The organism is Paenibacillus sp. DCT19 (genome assembly GCF_003268635.1).
Taxonomy (GTDB): Bacteria; Bacillota; Bacilli; order Paenibacillales; family Paenibacillaceae; genus Paenibacillus.
In genome coordinates this window covers 5,575,686-5,595,370 of the sequence record NZ_CP029639.1, presented here as the reverse complement: position 1 = coordinate 5,595,370, position 19,685 = coordinate 5,575,686, and the positions used below count along the sequence as shown (strand labels likewise).

Genomic DNA, 19,685 nt, shown 5'->3' with positions numbered 1-19,685 from the left:
AAAATACATAAGAGAAACATCAGAGGGATATGTGCTTATGGCTAAGATCAAGGCAAGACAGATACTGGAGTGGGTCATATTGAAACTGCGTGTGCCCTGGATTGGAACAGCAATCCTTATCCTTTTGGGTACAGCGAGCAGTTTTTTTCCGGTGACGTTATTTTGTGGCGTAAATCTGGTACTGGTAAGTGCAGCGGTGCTCGTTGCCTTGCGTTTACATGGTGGTATCTATGGATTCGTGGCTATGACCGTTATTCTTATCTTGAAACTTTTGTTTGCAGGAGTACAGCCTGAAACGATGGTCATCGCTATGCTACGTTATGTTGAACTCATATGGATGTTAGTGTGGCAGATTCGTTGGAAGAATGGCAGTATCATTAAAGCCAATGCGGTATTTTGGTTAGTGATGTTGTTGCCAATAACAACGTATGGCTACTTCATTCAGGGCATGAGTCTGGAAGATGTGAAGTATACCTATATGCACATTGCTGTCATTAGCATGGTTAATGCACTGATTGCGGGCATTGTGGTGGATTTTTGGATTACGACAGGAGAGGACAAGGCGAAAAGAACGGGCACAATTCCACTTTCTCGGATTGCGTTCAAATACGTGGTGGCTTTTGTGGTAATCGTATCACTAGCCTTGTTATCGGCAGATAGCCGTAGACAACTCGATCAGATTAATGATGCCATTCGTTCGAATCTGGAGCATGCGGCTGTGGCAGTTGTTGAGGATTTGAACAGAGGATATGTAACGGCAGACAATTTGACTCAGAATGTGGAGCGATACCATCATCTATTAGGTGTGAATGTAATACTGCTTCATGCAGATGATGGCAGGGTGGCTGCCTCGGGATTAGGCAATCTGAGGAATGGAGATGTGCTCGATTTGGAGCAGTATCGACTGATCCAGGCAGGAGAAAATGAACTTTTAATTCATTCTGTTGAATCACATCAGCGGAATGTGCTCGATTTCTGGAAACAGATTTCGTTCATCTATGAAGCGAATCAGATACCAGATTTCCCTTATCGGGTCATCATCGAGACAAGCTCTGAAAATTATTATAATCGTATTGAATCGGTCTACCTGACCACGCTCCAGAGTCTGTTTATGATAATCGTTACTTCCATGATTGTTGCTGCTCCGCTCAGTCGCAAAGTGGTAAGTCCGATGCAACGACTTACTCGTGTGACAGGCTCTCTGCCGCGGTTGTTATTCCGCAATAATGGCAAGATGGAGTGGCCAACAAGCCACGTAACTGAAGTACAGATTCTGATTGGTAATTTGCGTAAAATGGCTGATGTGCTTATCGAACAATTCGAGCAGATTCGTCTGGACAAACTTACGCTGGAGGATCGAGTCAGGGAAAGAACCAAAGAGTTGAAGAATAGCGAGGAGATCAAGCGCGCCATTATCGATTCTTCCATTGATGCCATTATCGCAGTGGATTCCAATGGACTTATTATAGAATTCAACCCTGAAGCCGAGAGAATGTTCGGTTTAACGCGGGAAGAGGTCATTCTGCAAACGAATGCCCCGTCTCTATTTCAAGGCGCAAGCTGTGCTGAAATCAAAAAAATGCTTGAGCAATACGAGTATAAGCAGGGCAAGCGATATACCATCGTCGATGAAATTTCCGGTATTCGCCGGAACGGGGCGTTATTTCCGATTGAATACAAGATTGTGGAGATTCGTCTGGGCAACAATGAGTCGTTATACAACCTCTTTATTAAGGATATTACCGAACGAACGAGAGCCGAAGAAGAACGTGTACGGCATGCCCTTGCTCTAGAGCAATTAAATGCAGAGTTGTTCCATGAGAAGAATGCGATTCAGGAGCAGCGGGACATTAGTGAGCATTTTATTGAGTCTGTCCGTGAAGGACTTGTCATGTCTGACCGTTCAGGCACGATTACAATCGTGAACAGACGAATTGAAGAGATGTTTGGCTTAGGAAATTTCCTAGGCAAGTCGATTGAAGATTTTGCCCAAAGAATTGATCAGATCGTCATAACCGATGACTTTAATCTGACAGAGCAAACCCAAGCGTTCCTGAACGGAGAACGTTCCTTTGTGGAGACGGAGTTCTGGTTTAACGATGTGGAGAAAAGTGTGTTCTCTCTATATATCAAGCAGGTAGATGTGCCAGGTAAAAACCATGGATTTTTGTTGGTGTTCCGAGATCGAACACAGGAAGAAAATTTGAACCGAATGAAGAATGAGCTGATTAGTGTCGTATCCCATGAATTGCGTACTCCGGTAGCGACCATTATGGGATATGTAGAGTTAATGATGATGTATGATCTGCCGGCATCCCAGCGTCAGGAGTTTATGGAGACGATCTCATCTGAGGGGGCAAGGCTCAGCAGTTTACTTGATGATGTTCTGGATATCCAGCGACTGGATAACGAAGGGTTAACGTATCACAAAACATATGTACCTCTGCTTGAATTGGTGGAGGGTGTCGCCGAGCAATGGAACATGAAGTCGGTTCAGCGTATTGAGGTTCATGCATTTAATGGTGATTTCTTTGCTTATGCGGATCAGAATCGAATGGTACAGGTGATGCACAATCTCATAGGCAATGCGGTCAAATATTCTCCAGGTACGGATCGTATTGATATCACTCTGTGGGAAGAAGAGGAGTGGTTATGTATTGATGTCCGTGATTACGGCATTGGTATCGCAGAGAACGTGAAAGATCTGCTCTTTACGAAGTTTTACCGTGTGGATAATTCGGATCATCGCCAGATTGGTGGAACCGGTATTGGACTGTACATCTCGCGGAAAATAGTAGAGGATCATCAAGGTACAATTGGCTTCATATCTGCACCGGGTAAGGGAAGTACATTTAAGATCAGGTTGCCTAAACAGAATGAACTCTTGTAGTAATTGACATTAGGAATTCATTGCCCATCATAAAAGCTATAATTTAAGGTTTGTTCAATGAAGTCTTTACCTTTCGGTGCGCGAGGCGTACTGCGAAGGTAAAGGCTTTTTTGGTATTTTACATTTTTCGGGATAAAAAAAGATGAACTTTTGCAAACTGTCTATAGAGCCAATTTTTGCAATTCGTGAATAAGGAGGATGGCTGGGATATGTTTCGTAAACAGGAGAAAACGCTCATCATCGTCTGTCTGGTAGCTGCCGTTGTGGTGTTATATGCCGTTGTGAAAAGTATCATTCGGATCATGAGTTATTGAGAAAGGCTTCTCTCATGCCTAATAACCGAAGCTTAGCAATACATACTGACTATGCTGAAGAGGAGTGTCACCCATGTCATCGCTGGATCCAGTTCTACTAAGTCGTATTTTGACTGGTCTTACTCTGTTTGTTCACATCATTTTTGCATCAATCGGTGTTGGCGTTCCGCTAATGATTGCTCTGGCAGAATGGCGCGGATTGCGTACCAATGATATTCATTACACATTGCTAGCACGGAGATGGGCGCGTGGATTCGTCATTACCGTAGCCGTTGGTGTAGTAACCGGTACATCCATCGGGTTGCAGCTCAGTTTGCTCTGGCCGATGTTCATGCGTGTTGCAGGTCAAGCGATTGCGCTGCCACTCTTCATGGAGACATTTGCGTTCTTCATCGAGGCGATCTTTCTGGGTATCTATTTGTATACGTGGGATCGGTTCAAAAAGAAATACACACATATGCTGCTGCTGATTCCGGTTGCGTTAGGATCATCGGCATCGGCCATATTTATCACAACCGTTAATTCATTTATGAATCAGCCTCAGGGATTCACGCTTGTGAACGGCATTATGAAGGATATCCATCCGATTGCCGCGATGCTGAATCCAGCTACGCCAACCAAAGTATCTCATGTACTGGCTTCTTCTTACACGCTGAGTGCAGGCGTGCTTGCTGGAATTGCAGCATTCAGTTTGCTTCGGGGAAGGGATCATGTGTATTACAAAAAGGCGCTGAAACTTACGACAGTGAGCGCGCTTGTCTTTGCGGTAAGTACCGTCATGATTGGAGACTCTTCTGGTAAATTCTTAGCCAAGTACCAGCCTGAGAAGCTGGCGGCGGCTGAATGGCATTTTAAGACGATGAAAAATGCACCGTTAGTCTATGGGGGAATTTTGGATGAGAACAACGAGGTAAAGTATGCATTGGAAATCCCATATGCACTTAGTATTTTGGCAGGGAACCGTCCTGATACGGAAGTGAAAGGGCTTGAAGAGTATCCAGCAGACCTTAGACCCCCATTATCCATTCACTATATGTTCGATCTTAAAGTAACCACAGGAGTGATCATCTTATTGATTCCGGTGCTCTATGTGTTTCGTCGTTGGTTACCAGGGCGCAAGCCGTATCCGAAGTGGCTCTTATTAGGCATTGTTCTACTCGGACCACTCGCAATGATTGCGATAGAGCTCGGTTGGATGTTTGCAGAGGTGGGAAGGCAGCCATGGATATTACGGGGATATATGAAAGTATCCGAGGCGGCAACGACATCTTCATCTGTAGGTTGGATGCTGGTGCTGTTCATTGTGCTGTACCTGATACTCTGCTTCTCTTGTATTCGGGTGCTTAGCAAGCTATTTCGTAACAAGGAAGCAGAGAAAGAGCTGGATTCACTGGGGCTTGAAGGAGGGATCGTGCATTGAGCTTTGAAATTGCAGGCATTGCGATCTTATGGACGTTTCTATTTGGATATCTAATCGTAGCCTCCATTGATTTTGGAGCAGGCTTTTTCAGCTTCTATAGTCTGCTAACTGGTCACGAGAATAAGATTCACAACATTATCCAGCGATATCTATCTCCAGTGTGGGAAGTTACGAACGTATTTCTTATTTTTTTTGTTGTGGGTCTGGTGGGGTTTTACCCCGACAGTGCCTTCTATTACGGCACGGCACTCCTAGTGCCCGGCTCACTTGCGATTGTATTGCTGGCGATCCGAGGTGTGTATTACGCCTATAATACCTATGGTAACCATGGTAAGAACAGTCGGATTTATATGGCCTTATACGGAGCGACAGGGCTATTGATTCCGGCGGTATTTTCCACCATTTTGGCTATATCCGAAGGAGGCATTATTGAGCAGGTTGGTGAGCAGGTATTTTTTCGCTGGAGAGAGTTTCTGACGAACCCCTACACTTGGTCTGTTGTATTGCTGGCACTTGTGAGTGTGCTATACATTTCGGCGATGTTTTTGTCCTATTATGCCAAGCGGGCAGGGGATGAAATTGCTTTTGAGGTGTTGAGAGAGTATGCGCTGTTATGGAGCCTACCCACGATTTTTGCGAGTTTTCTTGCGTTTTTGCAAATTAACAAACAAAATCCGCTTCACTTTGAACGGATGCTCGATATTTCGTGGATGTTTATTGCCTCGTTTATTTGTTTTGTCATCGCCCTGACACTTGTGTGGAAGCGAAAATATTTGGGCTGGTGTTTTATCGCCGTGATGCTGCAATTTGCCTTCGCATGGTATGGATATGGACGTTCCCATTTGCCGTACATCCTGTATCCGTACATTAATATATATGATAGCTTTACGAATCGAACGATGGGCATTGCGCTGATTACAGCGTTCAGTTTGGGACTACTGGTGCTCATTCCATCACTGGTTTTGATTATGAAATTGTTTCTATTTGATGCGAATTACGTCCGTGGATATTCGGGCAAGAAGAAGGGATGAACTTCATGTATCTGGAGGGTGTTTCCGGCATTCCCGGGATTACAGGTTTGAGTTTTTTTGAGACATTCACGATCATGTATGCTCCACCACTGATTATCGTAGCGGCAATTGCCTTTTTATTTGTGTACTTGGCGATGTGCAAAAACCCAAAGGACTAACAGGCTTTTTTTTTCAAATGGGCTGATCCTGGGTTAAAATAGTAGGAAGGGAGGAGGACCCTTTCATGCCGAAAATTCGTTATAACAATATTGATAATGTAAGCACGGATAAGACGTTGAAGGAATTCAAGCAGTGGAGGGAAGAGCGGCGCAAAAAGGTAAAGGATTATTCGTACACTGTACCTAAGCACCCACCGGAGTTAGACTACTTGCATGCCAATCGGGAGGAGACGACCCTTACCTGGATTGGTCACTCCACTTTTTTTATTCAATACTACGGTTTAAATATCGTAACGGATCCGGTATGGGCAGAGAAAATGGGATTTCAGCGTAGACTGGGTGCCCCTGGTATTCCGATTCAGGATATTCCACCGCTCGATATTATTTTGATCTCCCATTCCCATTATGATCATCTGCATCTGGCTTCCTTACGGAAGCTGATTACAGCCAAAACGCTGTTAATCGTTCCAGATGGACTCAAGCGGAAGATGATCCGTAAAGGCTTTCACCGGTGTCATGAGATGAAATGGTGGGAACATATTACATTGGGTGGTGTCAAAATAAGCTTTGTACCTGCTCAACACTGGACTCGTCGTACTTTGTTTGACACTAACAGCTCTCACTGGGGCGGTTATGTCTTGGAGGTGGTTCATCCCACATCTTCTGAAGACGCTGAGGAAATGGCTGTTACGAACACGCGAAACAATTCAGCAGATACAACAGGCAACACGTCTCATATACAACAATCCGAAGCTTCTGCATCGCAGCACTTAGCGGCGCAGGAAAGCGTAGAGAAGCCACCCGTTGTTTATTTTGTCGGGGATACGGGGTATTTTCCAGGGTTCAAAACGATCGGTGAACGTTTCGATATAGGCGTTACGCTGATGCCGATTGGTGCATATGATCCAGAATGGTTTATGACCTCTCAACATGTGACACCAGAAGAAGCATTGCAGGGATTCGTGGAGTGTGGCTCCCAGCTTATGGTGCCTATGCACTACGGAACATTCAGACTGGCCGATGATACGCCTAAGGAGGCGCTTGACCGTCTGGAAGCGGAACGTGAGAAATTAGGGATAAGCGCGGAGCGAATTCGTGTGCTGGGTCACGGAGAGACATTACGTATCAAGCATGAAACACATAAACAGGACTAACAATAGCAAGCCAAATATGCTAATGTAAGGTTATATCCGCATGAATAATTTATTACCAAATCTTTAAGAGGTTGTTCAAAAAGTCTGCTTTTGATTACGCAGGATGCCCGGGTGGCATCTCTGCGTCAAAGATGGGATTCAGCCGAAATGTCCGATGCTCACGTAGGTTTCCCTACGCTCTGCTACTCCATTTCTATCTTCATCCCATCTTCTCGGTACTGAAAACCGTCCTTTTTGAACATGTATCTTAATGTAAAAAGCGGCCAATTTTCGAATTTGCCGCTTTTTTGTGTTATAATATGGTGCCAGAATAGGCTACGGGATATTGAATCCAAGATTAATGCAAGTTGCTATTCATGCAGAATGCAGATTAATAAATAAAGGATGGTAATGCTTAATGATTAGTACAAGCGGCATAACGCTCCGCTACGGAAAACGTGCACTTTTTGAAGATGTGAATATCAAGTTCACACCAGGTAACTGTTACGGCTTGATCGGTGCCAATGGTGCTGGTAAATCAACGTTCTTGAAAATTTTGTCAGGTGAAATTGAAGCAAACTCGGGCGAGGTGCACATCACCCCGGGCGAACGTATGGCCGTTTTGAAGCAAAACCATTTTGAATATGATGAGTATGCAGTTCTCGAAACTGTAATTATGGGTCATAGCCGTCTCTATTCCATCATGAAGGAGAAGGATGCTTTGTATGCCAAAGCTGACTTTACGGAAGAAGATGGTTTGCGTGCAGGTGAACTTGAAGGTGAGTTCGCAGAGTTGAACGGCTGGGATGCTGAGCCAGATGCTGCTGCACTCTTGATTGGTCTCGGTATCGACCGTGATATGCACGAGAAGAAAATGGTTGAACTAAGTGGTAACGAAAAAGTACGTGTACTCTTGGCACAGGCATTGTTTGGTCGCCCAAACAACCTGCTTCTCGATGAGCCTACCAACCACTTGGATCTCGAATCCATTCAATGGCTGGAGAACTTCTTGATGGATTATGAAGGTACTGTTATTGTCGTATCCCATGACCGTCACTTCCTGAACAAAGTATGTACACACATTGCCGATATCGACTTTGGTAAAATCCAGTTGTATGTAGGTAACTATGACTTCTGGTACGAGTCCAGCCAGTTGGCACTTGCATTGCAACGTGATGCGAACAAGAAAAAAGAAGAGAAGATTAAAGAGCTACAAGCCTTTATTCAACGTTTCTCAGCAAATGCGTCGAAGTCCAAGCAAGCGACTTCTCGTAAGAAACAACTCGACAAAATTACATTGGACGATCTTCGTCCATCGAACCGTAAATATCCGTTCATCAACTTCAAGCCTGAGCGTGAAGCGGGTAAACAGCTGTTGACTGTTGATCGTGTAAGCAAATCGATTGATGGTGTAAACATGCTGAATGAACTTAGCTTTGTCGTGAACAAAGGCGACAAAATCGCATTTGTGGGTCCGAACGGTAATGCCAAATCCCTGTTGTTTGATATCCTGATGGGTGAAGTTGAAGCTGATAGTGGTGAATATACTTGGGGTGTAACGACATCACAAGCTTATTTCCCGAAAGACAACTCCAAATACTTTGACGGTGTCGAGATGACTTTGGTTGACTGGTTGCGCCAGTACTCCAAAGATCAGGATGAAACCTACTTGCGTGGATTCCTGGGACGGATGCTGTTCTCGGGTGAGGAATCCTTGAAGAAAGCAAGCGTGCTTTCCGGGGAGAGAAAGTTCGCTGTATGTTGGCGAAAATGATGCAAACCGGTGCTAACGCATTGATTCTGGATGAGCCAACGAATCACTTGGATCTCGAATCCATTACAGCGCTGAACAATGGTATGATTGATTTTGACGGCACAATGCTGTTTACATCTCATGACCATCAGTTCATTCAAACGATTGCCAACCGTATTATTGAAATCACGCCAACAGGCATCATTGATCGTCAAATGAGCTATGATGAATACCTGGAGAGCGACGAGATTAAGGAATTACGGAATAAGATGTACCCGGTTGAAGCGTAAATAAAAGATAGATATATAAAAAGAACCGCGAAGCTTCCTTAGAGGAAGTCGCGGTTCTTTTTTGTTTGCATCATACATACATAACTACCTAGCATAGAGGCCGTTAGAGGTCACCCTACAGCGTGCCTTGGGAAATACCCAAAGGGCCTAGGATCCGCCAGTACGGCGGCGCTGATTGTTAGGCTTTTTGTTGTTTTGGCTCTTCATTGCTTTTGGACCGCCTTCAAAATAGGCGCTGGATTGGTTACCGGATTTTGATTGTTCCTTCTTTTGCGCCAATTTTTGACGTATCGCATCCTGCAAACTGATTTTTTCTGTTCAGTATTATCGCTCATCGTTATTTCCCTCCCGGTCTTACAGTTAAGCCGTCCGATTTGGACGGGATGTCCTTATTTTATACGTTTTACAAAAGCCCTACAAGGGCAACCTGATAAAATGCGATGAATGAGCTTGAAGATGTTGTTTGAGCACGGACTTCAATATGAGAGATCGTAAAGGGGGAGCACTGGTTTGAATGCTTATGAAGAAATCCGTAAGGGAGAGCGGGGAGCCTGGATTAGCATAGCAGCTTATCTCGTCTTGTCTGCTTTTAAATTAATCAGTGGTTATATTTTTGATTCTAGTGCGTTGGTAGCCGATGGATATAATAATGTTACCGACATTGTAGCCTCTGTCGCAGTGCTGATCGGCCTCCGGATTTCACAAAAGCCTCCGGATTCAGATCATACATATGGTCATTTTCGGGCAGAGACGATAGCGGCACTGATTGCTTCATTTATTATGGCTGTGGTGGGACTTCAAGTGCTAGTTGAAGCCGTAAGATCCTGGTATGTTGGCAGCTTTGTTGCCCCTAATCTCTTGGCAGCCGGAGTTGCGATTATAAGCGCGATTTCAATGTTAGGTGTGTATCGCTATAACTCTCGTCTAGCCAAGCAAATTAACAGTCAGGCGCTTATGGCAGCAGCCAAGGACAATCGTTCGGATGCGTGGGTCAGTATTGGAGCAGCAGTTGGAATCATCGGTGCACAATTCGGTCTACCATGGCTTGATAAAGTCGCAGCTATCGCTGTAGGATTGCTGATCTGCAAGACAGCTTGGGAGATTTTCAGAGACTGCACACACCGATTGACCGATGGTTTTGATCAGAAGGAATTAACCGATCTTCGCTCTTCTGTTGCCCGTGTTCCTGGCGTAGAGACAATTAAGGATGTCAAGGCACGTGTTCATGGGAGTCATGTGTTAGTGGATATCGTCATTGAGGTAGACGGGAAACTTAGTCTGATTGAAGGTCATCAGATCTGTGACAGGGTGGAGGAAGGATTGAAACGATCGCACAACATTATGCATGTACATGTACATGTCGAACCCAGAATAGAAAACGCTACTCCAAAGAATGAGTGAAAACGATACAGTAAGCTAAGGATTAACGATCATGATATTTCAGTTTCCAAAATAAAAAGAGGGCAGTCACGGGTTCACGTGCTGTCCTCTTTACTTATGGCTAGAAGGATTATACGATATTACTGAATAGCAACGTGAATCCAAGCTTTACCTTTCCAAGTGTACACTTGTACCCACTCGCCACCATCAAAACCATCAACAACTTCACCTGTGGTGTCGATTACTTGTGAACCAAGTGCACCGATTGGCTTGCCGTTTGGAGCATCATAGAACCAAGTGCGCTCTAACAGGTTAAGCAGCATCGTAGGCTCAAGAACCTCGTCTCCCGCTTTTACAACAGGCTCATCGAACATTTTGTCAGGTGTAGTTGTTGAAGTTTCAGTTGTTGTTGTACCTGTAACGCCCTCAACCGTGCCTTCTACTGTTTCTACAGCCGGTTTATTAACTTCAACAGCCGGAGTTGTGGTTGCTGGTGTTGTTGCTTCAGTTCCAGTTTCAGGAGTTACTGTTCCAGTAACCGCTTCCTCAGCACCTGCGGCAGCAGCCATCGAACCCATCAACGTTAAAGCAGCGGCAAAACTTACGATTTTTTTCATTTGTAATTCCTCCTCGGTAGGTATGTAATTTGTTGTCCTGTGTTAAAAATAACCAAGCAAGCTCACCTATGAATCACAAATTATAACAATATTTTCTTGCATTCTCCAGAGTCAACTGGAGCATTTGTGGGTATTAGGGATGCTTGTAAAAATCATACTTCAGTGGGATAAATTCAGGTTGGCTATGTCAAAAAGGTCCTATTTACGTTGTAATTTTATAACTGCCGGGAGAGCGGTTCAGGAATAGAGAAGAAGGGAGTGTAATACATAATAGAGGATAGTGGCTGCTTCGCATGTCAAACCATGTATTCATCTGTGTACAACGAACAAAAGCCTACCGGCTAATGTTAGCGCGATAGACTTTTGTATGTACTGCGTGATTTTCATTGCGTTGCCTCATTCATCGCATTCGGCTTCGTCCCGTAATGAGGGAGATTACGAACAGTACAACAAAGATGAAGAAGAGGACTTTAGCGATTGAAGCAGCTGCTTCAACGATTCCGAAAAATCCGAAAATACCTGCGACAAGTGCAATAATTAGAAACAATACAGACCATTTCAACATGAGTTTTCATCCTTTCGTTTAGGAATTTTGGAGCGAGAATTGTTCACCTCGCAGCCTTGTGTAGTTGTTCTTTAACCGAGGACTTTTAGGTTGAAACATTCATCATTTTTCCAAGAAAGTGAATATATGAAGTGGGTTTTATCATTTGTTTCGTCCCGGAAATGGTCGGGTAACTATAGCAATAACAATTCAGATAGTATATCGAAAGCGAGGTTCTTCTATGATCTATCAAATTAGCGTGGCTTTAATTGCGGTGGCCTTTGCAGTCTTGGTTTTCTTTTTAATTCGTACTCTAAAATCCGCTCAGAGTTCATTGGACAATGTATCCCAGACGTTACAGGAAGTCCAAAAAACGATTGATGAACTCAGTTATGAAGTGAAACAGACGGTAAGACATGCAAATGATATTACGGCGGATGTGCAACACAAAATGAAAAAGATTGATCCGGTTATGGAATCTGTTCAAAACCTAGGCGAAGTACTCAACGAAGTAACTGCTGCGGCGAAACAAGTTTCCTCTACGATGATTGCTAAATTCCAAACAAAACGCTCCAGTCAACAAGAAGAACAAGCTGTTGAACCAATCCATGTACAGGCAACGCCAGCCACCAAGACGGATCGTACCCTGCAAAGCTATGATGCTACATATAATGATGCAGCAAATGGTGGGAAGAATTGGTTGAAGTATGTGGATCTTGCAGCTAACCTTTGGCAACGTGTTCGTAAGTAATTAACAATATAAGGTTAACTTGAAGGAAGTCATTTAGAGCGGTGACGAATCTGAACTTCATGAAAGGGTGAGAATCATGATGAAACTATTGCTTGTAATGTTTAGCGTAATTTCTCCCTTTTCCGTTCAACCGGCAGCGACAACCGCTGCTCATGATCTGCCATGGACGGTATTGGAAGAGAAAACGCCAGAAGTTAGTCTGGCTGTAGATCGATCCGAACCAGTTGAGGCATTTCGGACTCTAAATGATATTTCTTTGGATGACGGCATGCATCAAATGTTGTATCAAAAGGGCCAACCGATTGATATAAATGAAGATCCTTATCTAGGATGTCCTGAATTTAATTTTCAGGATGTGAAAGTGGGATTTTGCGAAAATACTGGAGAGATTCAATATGTTCATATTGATGCCTCTCAAGAACGATTTAAGTTGAATCAAGAGTGGATAGAGATGGATCTTAGATCCATACAAGAGGAGCTTGGTGAACCTTATGTTATTGCAGAGGATGGAGAGGTGTACCTTCGCGGAGATGAGGCTTTGAAAGTTTATTTGAAGCCAGGAACTGATGAAATTGAGGGGATCGATCTATTCGATGCAAACTTGTCCTAGGGACAAAAAAACATAAAGCGTTTCATCCCTAAATGCTATGGTTATATATTAAAAGTAGCTTGAGAAAGAAGAATATCAGAGGAGAGTGGAAACGATGAATTCAACCAATGCGCAAGCTTATGCTAAAGTGGTAGAAAACGGAGTCCAGGCGGTAGAAGCAGTGAAAGAGCTGCAAAATACCGGATACCTTGCTGATCATATCTTCGTTCTTGCCCATGAAAAGGATCGCACGGATCGAATTGCAGACACAGCGGATGCGAATGAAATTGGCATCAAGGAAGAGGGATTGTTTGATTCCATGGCTAATCTGTTCCGTTCTCGTGGAGATGAGCTCAGAGCCAAAATTGTATCAATGGGATTCACTGAAGCGGAAGCGGACTTCTACGAAAGTGAATTAGATAAAGGTAAAGTATTAGTGATTGCCAAAAAGAAAGATTGAAGCGTACAAGCTTCCGGTGGTTACGCTCATCTAATGTATCGTATTGAATCAAAAACATAGATAAGGAATGGGGATTTCCCCATTCCTTATCTATGTTTTTGCAAGTTTGGAAGCGGGTCAGAACCGCGGCAAAAACAAGGTAACCAGCGGGGGAATTTCCTTCTGATGGTGCCATTTACAGATAGCAGTTTTTCATTTTTACGCTTATAGTTATAGTAGGAATTATTATGTCTACCGTCGTGTAAAATGCAGAAAATGTAACATTAGGGTTGTTACATGTTATTACAAAAACCAACGAATCGACAAACCCGGAACGCCACAGATAAGGAGATAGAAATGAAAATACTTATTGTTGACGACAATCCGACGAATGTCATTATCATTCGAGAAATTCTGAAAAAAGAGAACTATCGTGACATTGTAACCGCTAGTTCTGCGATGGAGATGTTTGAAATCCTCGGAATAGGTGGAGAAAGTGATGAACTTCGTCCGAGACCGTCGGATATTGACCTTATTTTGCTAGATATGATGATGCCTGAAATGGACGGGATCGAAGCTTGTAGCATCGTGCAAAAGTTTGAGAATCTCAAGGACATTCCGATCATTATGGTTACGGCTATTGGAGATTCCAAAAAGCTGGCGGAAGCGCTAGATGCCGGTGCCTCCGATTATGTAACGAAGCCAATTAACAAAGTGGAGCTGATGGCTCGCATTAGGTTGGCACTGCGTCTGAAGCAGGAGAAGGATTGGCATAAGGAGCGTGATCAACGTATCCAGGATGAGCTTAAGCTTGCGGCCATGGTTCAGAACGCTGTACTTAGCCCAGCGATTGAAGATCCTTTATTTCATGTGAATGCCATCTATAAACCATCCTTCGAACTAGCAGGTGATCTGTATTCGTGGTATCCCCTAGGTGAAGGGCGCTATGGTGTAATACTGCTGGATATGATGGGTCACGGTATTTCTTCTTCATTATTTACGATGTTTATCGCCTCCGTATTGAAGGACACGGTGACAACGTATGTAGATCCAGAGAAGGTAGTTCAGGAGCTGAATCGGCGATTCAATCAGCTTCATCTAGGCAAACAATTGGTACAGTATTATTTCACTGCGATCTACCTAGTCGTTGATACGCGGAAGAAGCGGATCGATTATGTTAACGCAGGGCATCCACCGGCTTTATTTTTCCGTGAAGATGGTTCGATCACAACATTTGACAGCGTGTGCTGCCCAGTAGGTCTGTTCGATAAAATGGATATTGAACCTCAGACGATTCATTATGAGGGTGAAGGTCATATTGCCCTATACACAGATGGATTAACGGAAGCTGTCCCAGGAGATCAGGAGGAACAAATTGAATTTCTCAAGGAGCAGTTGAAAGGTCCACATGGGTGGAATGAGCCTTTGATGCAAACCTTGTTCTTTGATGACGAAATTCCTCAGGAGCGGGATGACGATAAATGTCTGGTATGGATCACGTTAAGTGAAGGGGCGGAAGCGGAGTGAAAATCAGGAACAAACTGCTGATAGGTTTTACCGCTCTGATGGCAATCTTAATTGTTCTTACATTTATAAGTTATGAGCGGCTAAACAACAGTAATCAGCAATTGGATCAGATGTATCAGGAGCGTTATATGAAGGTGAGATTTACGTCGGCTGTACGCGGAGAAGTGAACGATATGGCCAAAGTGCTGGCTAACTTGTTGCTCAACCCGACCAATTCGATTAGCGCCGCTGACGGTGAGCTCAAGGAAATGATGGATAAAGCCAAGGGATATCTCACAGAGGTGCGTGAGCGAGCCGACAGTGCGTCTGAGCATCAGTTAGTTGATCGAGTCAACACGGCATGGGATGCTTATGCGGCTTATGGTACGAGGCAGCTCAGCCTGATGTCGCAGGGGCGTGTAGAGGATGCGAATAACTACCGTAATTCGACGGGACTCGCTGTTCAGAAAGAGGCGGTAGATAGCCTCAATGCTCTTTCACGCTATCAGGATCAGGAGATCGATACAGAAATAACTTCGGCCAACGAAGCTTATACACGAGCTGTACAGATCACATTTGGCATTATGATCGCTGGTGTGTTAATGGCATTAGGTGTCATCATGTGGGTACTGCCAAGCATTACTCGTGGTCTGAACACGGTATCCATGATGATTACAAGCTTTGGCCAGGGACGATATCGGACCATTCGACGGATTAAAATCAAGTCGACAGATGAGATTGGTCAGATCGCGACAGTGTTCAAAGAAGTATCGGGTGACTTAGAAGAGAAAATGGAAATCGAAAAAGCTTATGTGCAAGCACAGCAGGATCAGAATTGGATGAGTTCTAATATTGCAAGAGTTCCAGAATTGTTAAGAGGGATCGGTTCGATTCGTCAGATTTCGCAAATGTTCATTAGTGAATTTACGCCTGTGCTTGGTGCACAACTAGGTGTCGTTTATTTAGTGGATGAGGAGAAACATCCAGATGAATTAAGAAGATATGGAGCCTATGCTTTTGAAGAGAATGGGAGTGTCGGTAAAGAAGTTTATCGCATCGGAGAAGGGTTGATCGGTCAGGCGGCTCTGGATATGAATCCGATTGTTGTAGAGAATACACCGGAGGATTATGTGCATATCGGTTCGGCATCCGGATCATCGCGAGCTACCAGCATTATGATCTATCCCGTTGTTTTCGAGGATGAGCTTATTGGTGTGGTAGAACTGGCTTCATTTGATGGGTTTACCGATCTGCATAAACAATTGTTCTCTCAGTTGATTATGAATTTGGGTGTTATCCTTAACAACGTTCGCCGTCGTTTGCGAGTGGAAGAATTATTGCGTGAATCTCAGGCTCTCACGGAGGAACTCCAAGTGCAATCCGAGGAACTGCAGACACAGCAGGAAGAATTGCGACGCTCTAATGAAAACTTAGAGGAACAGACTGGCGCACTCAAACGTTCTGAGGAGTTACTGCAGCGACAACAGGAGGAGCTTGAGCATTTTAATACCGAGTTGATTGCGAAGACGCGTGCTCTTGAAGAACAGGTGCGTGAAGTCGAAGAGAAGAACGACGAGATTGAGAAGACCAAAACGCAGTTGGAACAGCAGGCTATGCAGTTGTCGATGACAAGCAAATACAAATCTGAGTTTTTGGCTAATATGTCGCATGAATTACGTACACCGCTGAACAGCCTACTGATTCTCTCTCAGTTATTGTCTGAGAATAAGGATGGAAATCTAAGTACGAAACAACAAGAGTACGCTCAAACGATCTATATGTCCGGTGCAGATCTACTGAAAATGATCGATGAAATCCTAGATTTGTCAAAAGTAGACGCAGGTAAAATGGATATCAACTATGAGACCGTTCGAATGGAAGAGTTGACTCAATTTGTCGAACAGAATTTTGGCGCCATGGCGAACAAAAAAGAGCTTGATCTCCATATTGATTTCGACAGTAATCTGCCAGATTGGGTATATACAGACAGCCATCGTGTGAAACAAATTCTTCGTAACTTGCTGTCGAATGCTTTTAAATTTACGAACCGAGGGTCTGTAAGTATTATTGGACGTAAAATTGCCCCAGAAGAACTTCCAGGGTACCTGAACAATAATCAGGAATACGTAGGATTTACTGTGAAGGATACAGGGATCGGAATTCCATCCGATAAGACAGATCTGATCTTCGAAGCTTTCCAGCAGGTGGATGGTACAACGAGTCGTAAGTATGGAGGCACGGGACTAGGATTATCCATCAGCCGTGAACTTGCTCGCCTGCTCGGTGGAGCCATTCAGGTAGAATCTTCTGAGGGTGTAGGTAGTGCGTTTACATTGTATTTACCTGATAATCACGAAGATGAAGCTCCCTTAGAGGAGTCACTCGCTGAGGCAGCTGTTACTTCTGAAATGCCTACTAGACAAAGAGAAGCTCGAATGATGCGTTCAAGCAGACAGACTGTCATCACGCCAGATCCTGACAGCAATGCACTTATTGAACTGTCAGCACCAGAGGCTACAGCATCAACAACGGTAGAGGATGATCAAGGTGAAATTGCAGAAGGTGACAAAGTTCTCTTGATTATCGAAGATGACGTGAAGTTTGCCCATATCTTGATGGATATGGCGAGAGGAAGAGGCTTCAAAGCGATTGTAGCGCTGCAAGGAGATAAGGGGCTTGAAATGGCTCGTCAATATTTGCCTGACGCGATCATTTTGGATATCCAATTACCTGTGATGGATGGCTGGGCGATTTTGGGTGAACTAAAAAGTAGTTCGACCACTCGTCATATCCCGGTACATGTTATTTCAGTCATTGATGACATGAAGCAAGGATTGATGATGGGTGCGATAGCTTACTTGAAGAAGCCGTCCAGTAAAGAATCATTGGATAAAGCCTTCTCACATATCGAATCCTATACAGAGAACCAATTGAAGCGTTTGTTAATTGTGGAGGATGACGAAACTCAGCGTAAAGCCATTATTGAATTGATAGGTCATGATGATGTGGCAATAACAGCTGTCTCTACAGGAAAAGAAGCTTTAACCGAGCTGCATAGCCAGCGTTATGATTGCATGGTGTTAGACTTGATGCTGACCGACATGACCGGATTCGAGCTGTTGGATCAGATTAGGGATGACGAATATTTGAGTGATCTGCCTATTATTATTTATACAGGAAAAGAGCTTGATAGTAAGGAAGAGACGAAGCTTCGTAAATATGCGGAATCCATCATTATCAAGGATGTGAAATCTCCAGAACGTTTGTTGGATGAGACCACCTTGTTCCTGCACAGGGTAGAAGCGAATCTTCCTGAAGATAAACGACGGATTCTGCAGAAGCTGCACAACAAAGAAACGTTATTTGAAGGTAAGAAAATATTGCTTGTCGATGATGATATTCGTAACGTATTCGCTCTTTCCAGTGTATTAGAAGGATATCGCATGGATGTTACCTTTGCTGAGAATGGACGAGAAGCAATAGAGATTCTGGAACAAGATCCGGAAATTGACCTCGTATTGATGGATATGATGATGCCAGAGATGGATGGTTATGAAGCGATGACACGGATCAGACAGATTCCTAAATTCGAGAAATTGCCGATTATTGCGTTAACGGCGAAGGCAATGAAGGATGATCGTGGCAAGTGTATTGAGGCTGGCGCATCCGATTATGTGAAAAAGCCGATCCAAACGGATCAATTATTATCATTAATGCGTGTATGGCTGTATTCGTAAGCCACTAGTTTGGGTAATGAAGGACAATATGATATATAAAATGAATAATTATTACACGGAAACGAAGAGGACAGAAATAGCATGGAGAAGCAAAGCGTTCGCCTTTATCCCCGGATTTTCCCTTTGGAGAAGGGAATCAGAAAAATCTGGGGATAACAGCGATCGGAAGGCTGTTCTGTCATCGGAGTGGCAAGTGTAATCATCGTTTGTTCATTTTGTATAAACGTAAGTAACAAAAGAAGAGTGGAGAGAATTTATGACATCGTGGGAACCTACCGAGGCGGGGGTAGAATCAGACCGCTTGGCACAAGATGAAGAGCGCGAACTGATTGAAATCGAATTGCTGTTGGAAGGTATGCACCGTCTATATGGATATGATTTTAGAAATTATGCCTTGCCTTCTTTAAAACGAAGAATTTGGCATTATGCACATGCAGAAGGTGCAAAAACGATATCTGCTTTGCAGGAGCGCGTGCTTCATAATCGCTCAGCCTTCGAACGATTTGTGCAGAATCTGTCTATTCCTGTAACGGAGATGTTTCGGGATCCATCGTTATTCCGTACGTTCCGAGAACAGATCATTCCTGTGTTACGAACCTACCCTTATATCCGAATATGGCATGCGGGTTGTTCTACAGGGGAAGAGGTCTATTCGATGGCGATTATGCTTCATGAAGAAGGATTGTATGACAAAGCAAGAATTTACGCGACAGATATGAATGATCGCTCATTGCAACAAGCCAAGGAAGGCGTATACGGCATTGAGAAAATGAAACTATACACGACTAACTATTTGGAGGCTGGAGGAACTCGAGCCTTCTCAGAATATTACACAGCTAAGTACAATTCCGTTATATTTCATCCTTACCTGCGGAAAAATATTATTTTTGCCGAACATAACCTGGCTACAGATCGTTCGTTTAACGAATTTAATGTGATCTTCTGCCGCAATGTCATGATTTATTTTAATGATGAACTGCGGAATCAGGTGCACGGGTTATTTCATGAAAGTTTAAGCCACTTCGGTGTCCTAGTTCTGGGGTCTAAAGAATCGATACATTTTACGGAATTCAGTGATGCCTACGAGCCGTTAGACCGGACGGAAAAAATATACCGGAAGATAAAATAGGGGG

General features: G+C 43.8%; 14 protein-coding genes and 1 pseudogene. 13 read left to right on the top strand and 2 right to left on the bottom strand.

Annotated features, from left to right (window positions below):
* Nucleotides 1-37: 37 nt before the first annotated feature.
* From DMB88_RS25515 to DMB88_RS25490, 7 genes and pseudogenes are all read left to right on the top strand, one after another.
* Complete coding sequence (locus tag DMB88_RS25515) at nucleotides 38-2,890, top strand: ATP-binding protein (protein ID WP_128103574.1); 2,853 nt, start codon at nucleotides 38-40, stop codon at nucleotides 2,888-2,890.
* 387 nt (nucleotides 2,891-3,277) lie between these two features.
* A complete protein-coding gene (locus DMB88_RS25510; RefSeq protein WP_128103573.1) occupies nucleotides 3,278-4,624 on the top strand; it encodes a cytochrome ubiquinol oxidase subunit I in 1,347 nt (448 codons plus the stop codon).
* The gene (locus tag DMB88_RS25505; protein WP_128103572.1) at nucleotides 4,621-5,655 is read left to right on the top strand and encodes a cytochrome d ubiquinol oxidase subunit II; all 1,035 of its coding nucleotides are present in this window, start codon (nucleotides 4,621-4,623) and stop codon (nucleotides 5,653-5,655) included. Before DMB88_RS25510 ends, DMB88_RS25505 begins: the two co-directional genes overlap by 4 nt.
* A 5-nt stretch (nucleotides 5,656-5,660) precedes the next feature.
* Entirely contained in the window at nucleotides 5,661-5,813 is a 153-nt protein-coding gene (locus DMB88_RS30370; RefSeq protein WP_156395355.1) for a cytochrome bd oxidase small subunit CydS family protein, read from the top strand.
* 65 nt (nucleotides 5,814-5,878) lie between these two features.
* Nucleotides 5,879-6,967 carry an MBL fold metallo-hydrolase gene (locus DMB88_RS25500; RefSeq protein ID WP_128103571.1) on the top strand — a complete coding sequence of 363 codons (1,089 nt, stop codon included), beginning with the start codon at nucleotides 5,879-5,881 and terminating at the stop codon, nucleotides 6,965-6,967.
* A gap of 397 nt (nucleotides 6,968-7,364) precedes the next feature.
* Nucleotides 7,365-8,989 (top strand): annotated as a pseudogene (locus DMB88_RS25495) (ABC-F family ATP-binding cassette domain-containing protein).
* A gap of 510 nt (nucleotides 8,990-9,499) precedes the next feature.
* Nucleotides 9,500-10,390 carry a cation diffusion facilitator family transporter gene (locus tag DMB88_RS25490; protein ID WP_128103570.1) on the top strand — a complete coding sequence of 297 codons (891 nt, stop codon included), beginning with the start codon at nucleotides 9,500-9,502 and terminating at the stop codon, nucleotides 10,388-10,390.
* A 119-nt stretch (nucleotides 10,391-10,509) separates the two neighbouring features.
* Here DMB88_RS25490 and DMB88_RS25485 read toward each other — a convergent pair whose 3' ends face one another.
* Together DMB88_RS25485 and DMB88_RS25480 are read right to left on the bottom strand one after the other, a co-directional pair.
* Nucleotides 10,510-10,986, bottom strand: coding sequence for a hypothetical protein (locus tag DMB88_RS25485; protein ID WP_128103569.1), 477 nt, complete (start codon nucleotides 10,984-10,986; stop codon nucleotides 10,510-10,512).
* A 400-nt stretch (nucleotides 10,987-11,386) separates the two neighbouring features.
* Nucleotides 11,387-11,551: a DUF1328 domain-containing protein gene (locus DMB88_RS25480; RefSeq protein WP_017692264.1), complete on the bottom strand. Its 165-nt coding sequence runs from the start codon at nucleotides 11,549-11,551 to the stop codon at nucleotides 11,387-11,389.
* A gap of 220 nt (nucleotides 11,552-11,771) precedes the next feature.
* Between DMB88_RS25480 and DMB88_RS25475 the strand changes: the two genes are divergently transcribed.
* The 6 genes from DMB88_RS25475 (at nucleotide 11,772) to DMB88_RS25450 (ending at nucleotide 19,681) form a co-directional block, all read left to right on the top strand.
* Nucleotides 11,772-12,281, top strand: a complete 510-nt coding sequence (locus tag DMB88_RS25475) for a DUF948 domain-containing protein (protein ID WP_128103568.1) — start codon at nucleotides 11,772-11,774, stop codon at nucleotides 12,279-12,281.
* A 76-nt stretch (nucleotides 12,282-12,357) separates the two neighbouring features.
* Complete coding sequence (locus DMB88_RS25470; RefSeq protein WP_128103567.1) at nucleotides 12,358-12,891, top strand: hypothetical protein; 534 nt, start codon at nucleotides 12,358-12,360, stop codon at nucleotides 12,889-12,891.
* A gap of 94 nt (nucleotides 12,892-12,985) precedes the next feature.
* Nucleotides 12,986-13,330: a YflT domain-containing protein gene (locus tag DMB88_RS25465; protein WP_056693378.1), complete on the top strand. Its 345-nt coding sequence runs from the start codon at nucleotides 12,986-12,988 to the stop codon at nucleotides 13,328-13,330.
* Nucleotides 13,331-13,666: 336 nt separating this feature from the next.
* The gene (locus DMB88_RS25460) at nucleotides 13,667-14,836 is read left to right on the top strand and encodes a PP2C family protein-serine/threonine phosphatase (protein WP_128103566.1); all 1,170 of its coding nucleotides are present in this window, start codon (nucleotides 13,667-13,669) and stop codon (nucleotides 14,834-14,836) included.
* Nucleotides 14,833-18,552, top strand: a complete 3,720-nt coding sequence (locus tag DMB88_RS25455) for a response regulator (protein ID WP_128103565.1) — start codon at nucleotides 14,833-14,835, stop codon at nucleotides 18,550-18,552. Before DMB88_RS25460 ends, DMB88_RS25455 begins: the two co-directional genes overlap by 4 nt.
* Nucleotides 18,553-18,808: 256 nt before the next feature.
* Entirely contained in the window at nucleotides 18,809-19,681 is an 873-nt protein-coding gene (locus tag DMB88_RS25450; RefSeq protein WP_128103564.1) for a CheR family methyltransferase, read from the top strand.
* Nucleotides 19,682-19,685 lie beyond the last annotated feature (4 nt).

Coding starts and splice junctions, on each gene's coding strand:
- DMB88_RS25450 (WP_128103564.1), top strand. CDS start 18,809: ATGACATCGTGGGAACCTACCGAGGCGGGGGTAGAATCAGACCGCTTG.
- DMB88_RS25500 (WP_128103571.1), top strand. CDS start 5,879: ATGCCGAAAATTCGTTATAACAATATTGATAATGTAAGCACGGATAAG.
- DMB88_RS25480 (WP_017692264.1), bottom strand. CDS start 11,551: ATGTTGAAATGGTCTGTATTGTTTCTAATTATTGCACTTGTCGCAGGT.
- DMB88_RS25510 (WP_128103573.1), top strand. CDS start 3,278: ATGTCATCGCTGGATCCAGTTCTACTAAGTCGTATTTTGACTGGTCTT.
- DMB88_RS30370 (WP_156395355.1), top strand. CDS start 5,661: ATGTATCTGGAGGGTGTTTCCGGCATTCCCGGGATTACAGGTTTGAGT.
- DMB88_RS25475 (WP_128103568.1), top strand. CDS start 11,772: ATGATCTATCAAATTAGCGTGGCTTTAATTGCGGTGGCCTTTGCAGTC.
- DMB88_RS25460 (WP_128103566.1), top strand. CDS start 13,667: ATGAAAATACTTATTGTTGACGACAATCCGACGAATGTCATTATCATT.
- DMB88_RS25485 (WP_128103569.1), bottom strand. CDS start 10,986: ATGAAAAAAATCGTAAGTTTTGCCGCTGCTTTAACGTTGATGGGTTCG.
- DMB88_RS25470 (WP_128103567.1), top strand. CDS start 12,358: ATGATGAAACTATTGCTTGTAATGTTTAGCGTAATTTCTCCCTTTTCC.
- DMB88_RS25465 (WP_056693378.1), top strand. CDS start 12,986: ATGAATTCAACCAATGCGCAAGCTTATGCTAAAGTGGTAGAAAACGGA.
- DMB88_RS25515 (WP_128103574.1), top strand. CDS start 38: ATGGCTAAGATCAAGGCAAGACAGATACTGGAGTGGGTCATATTGAAA.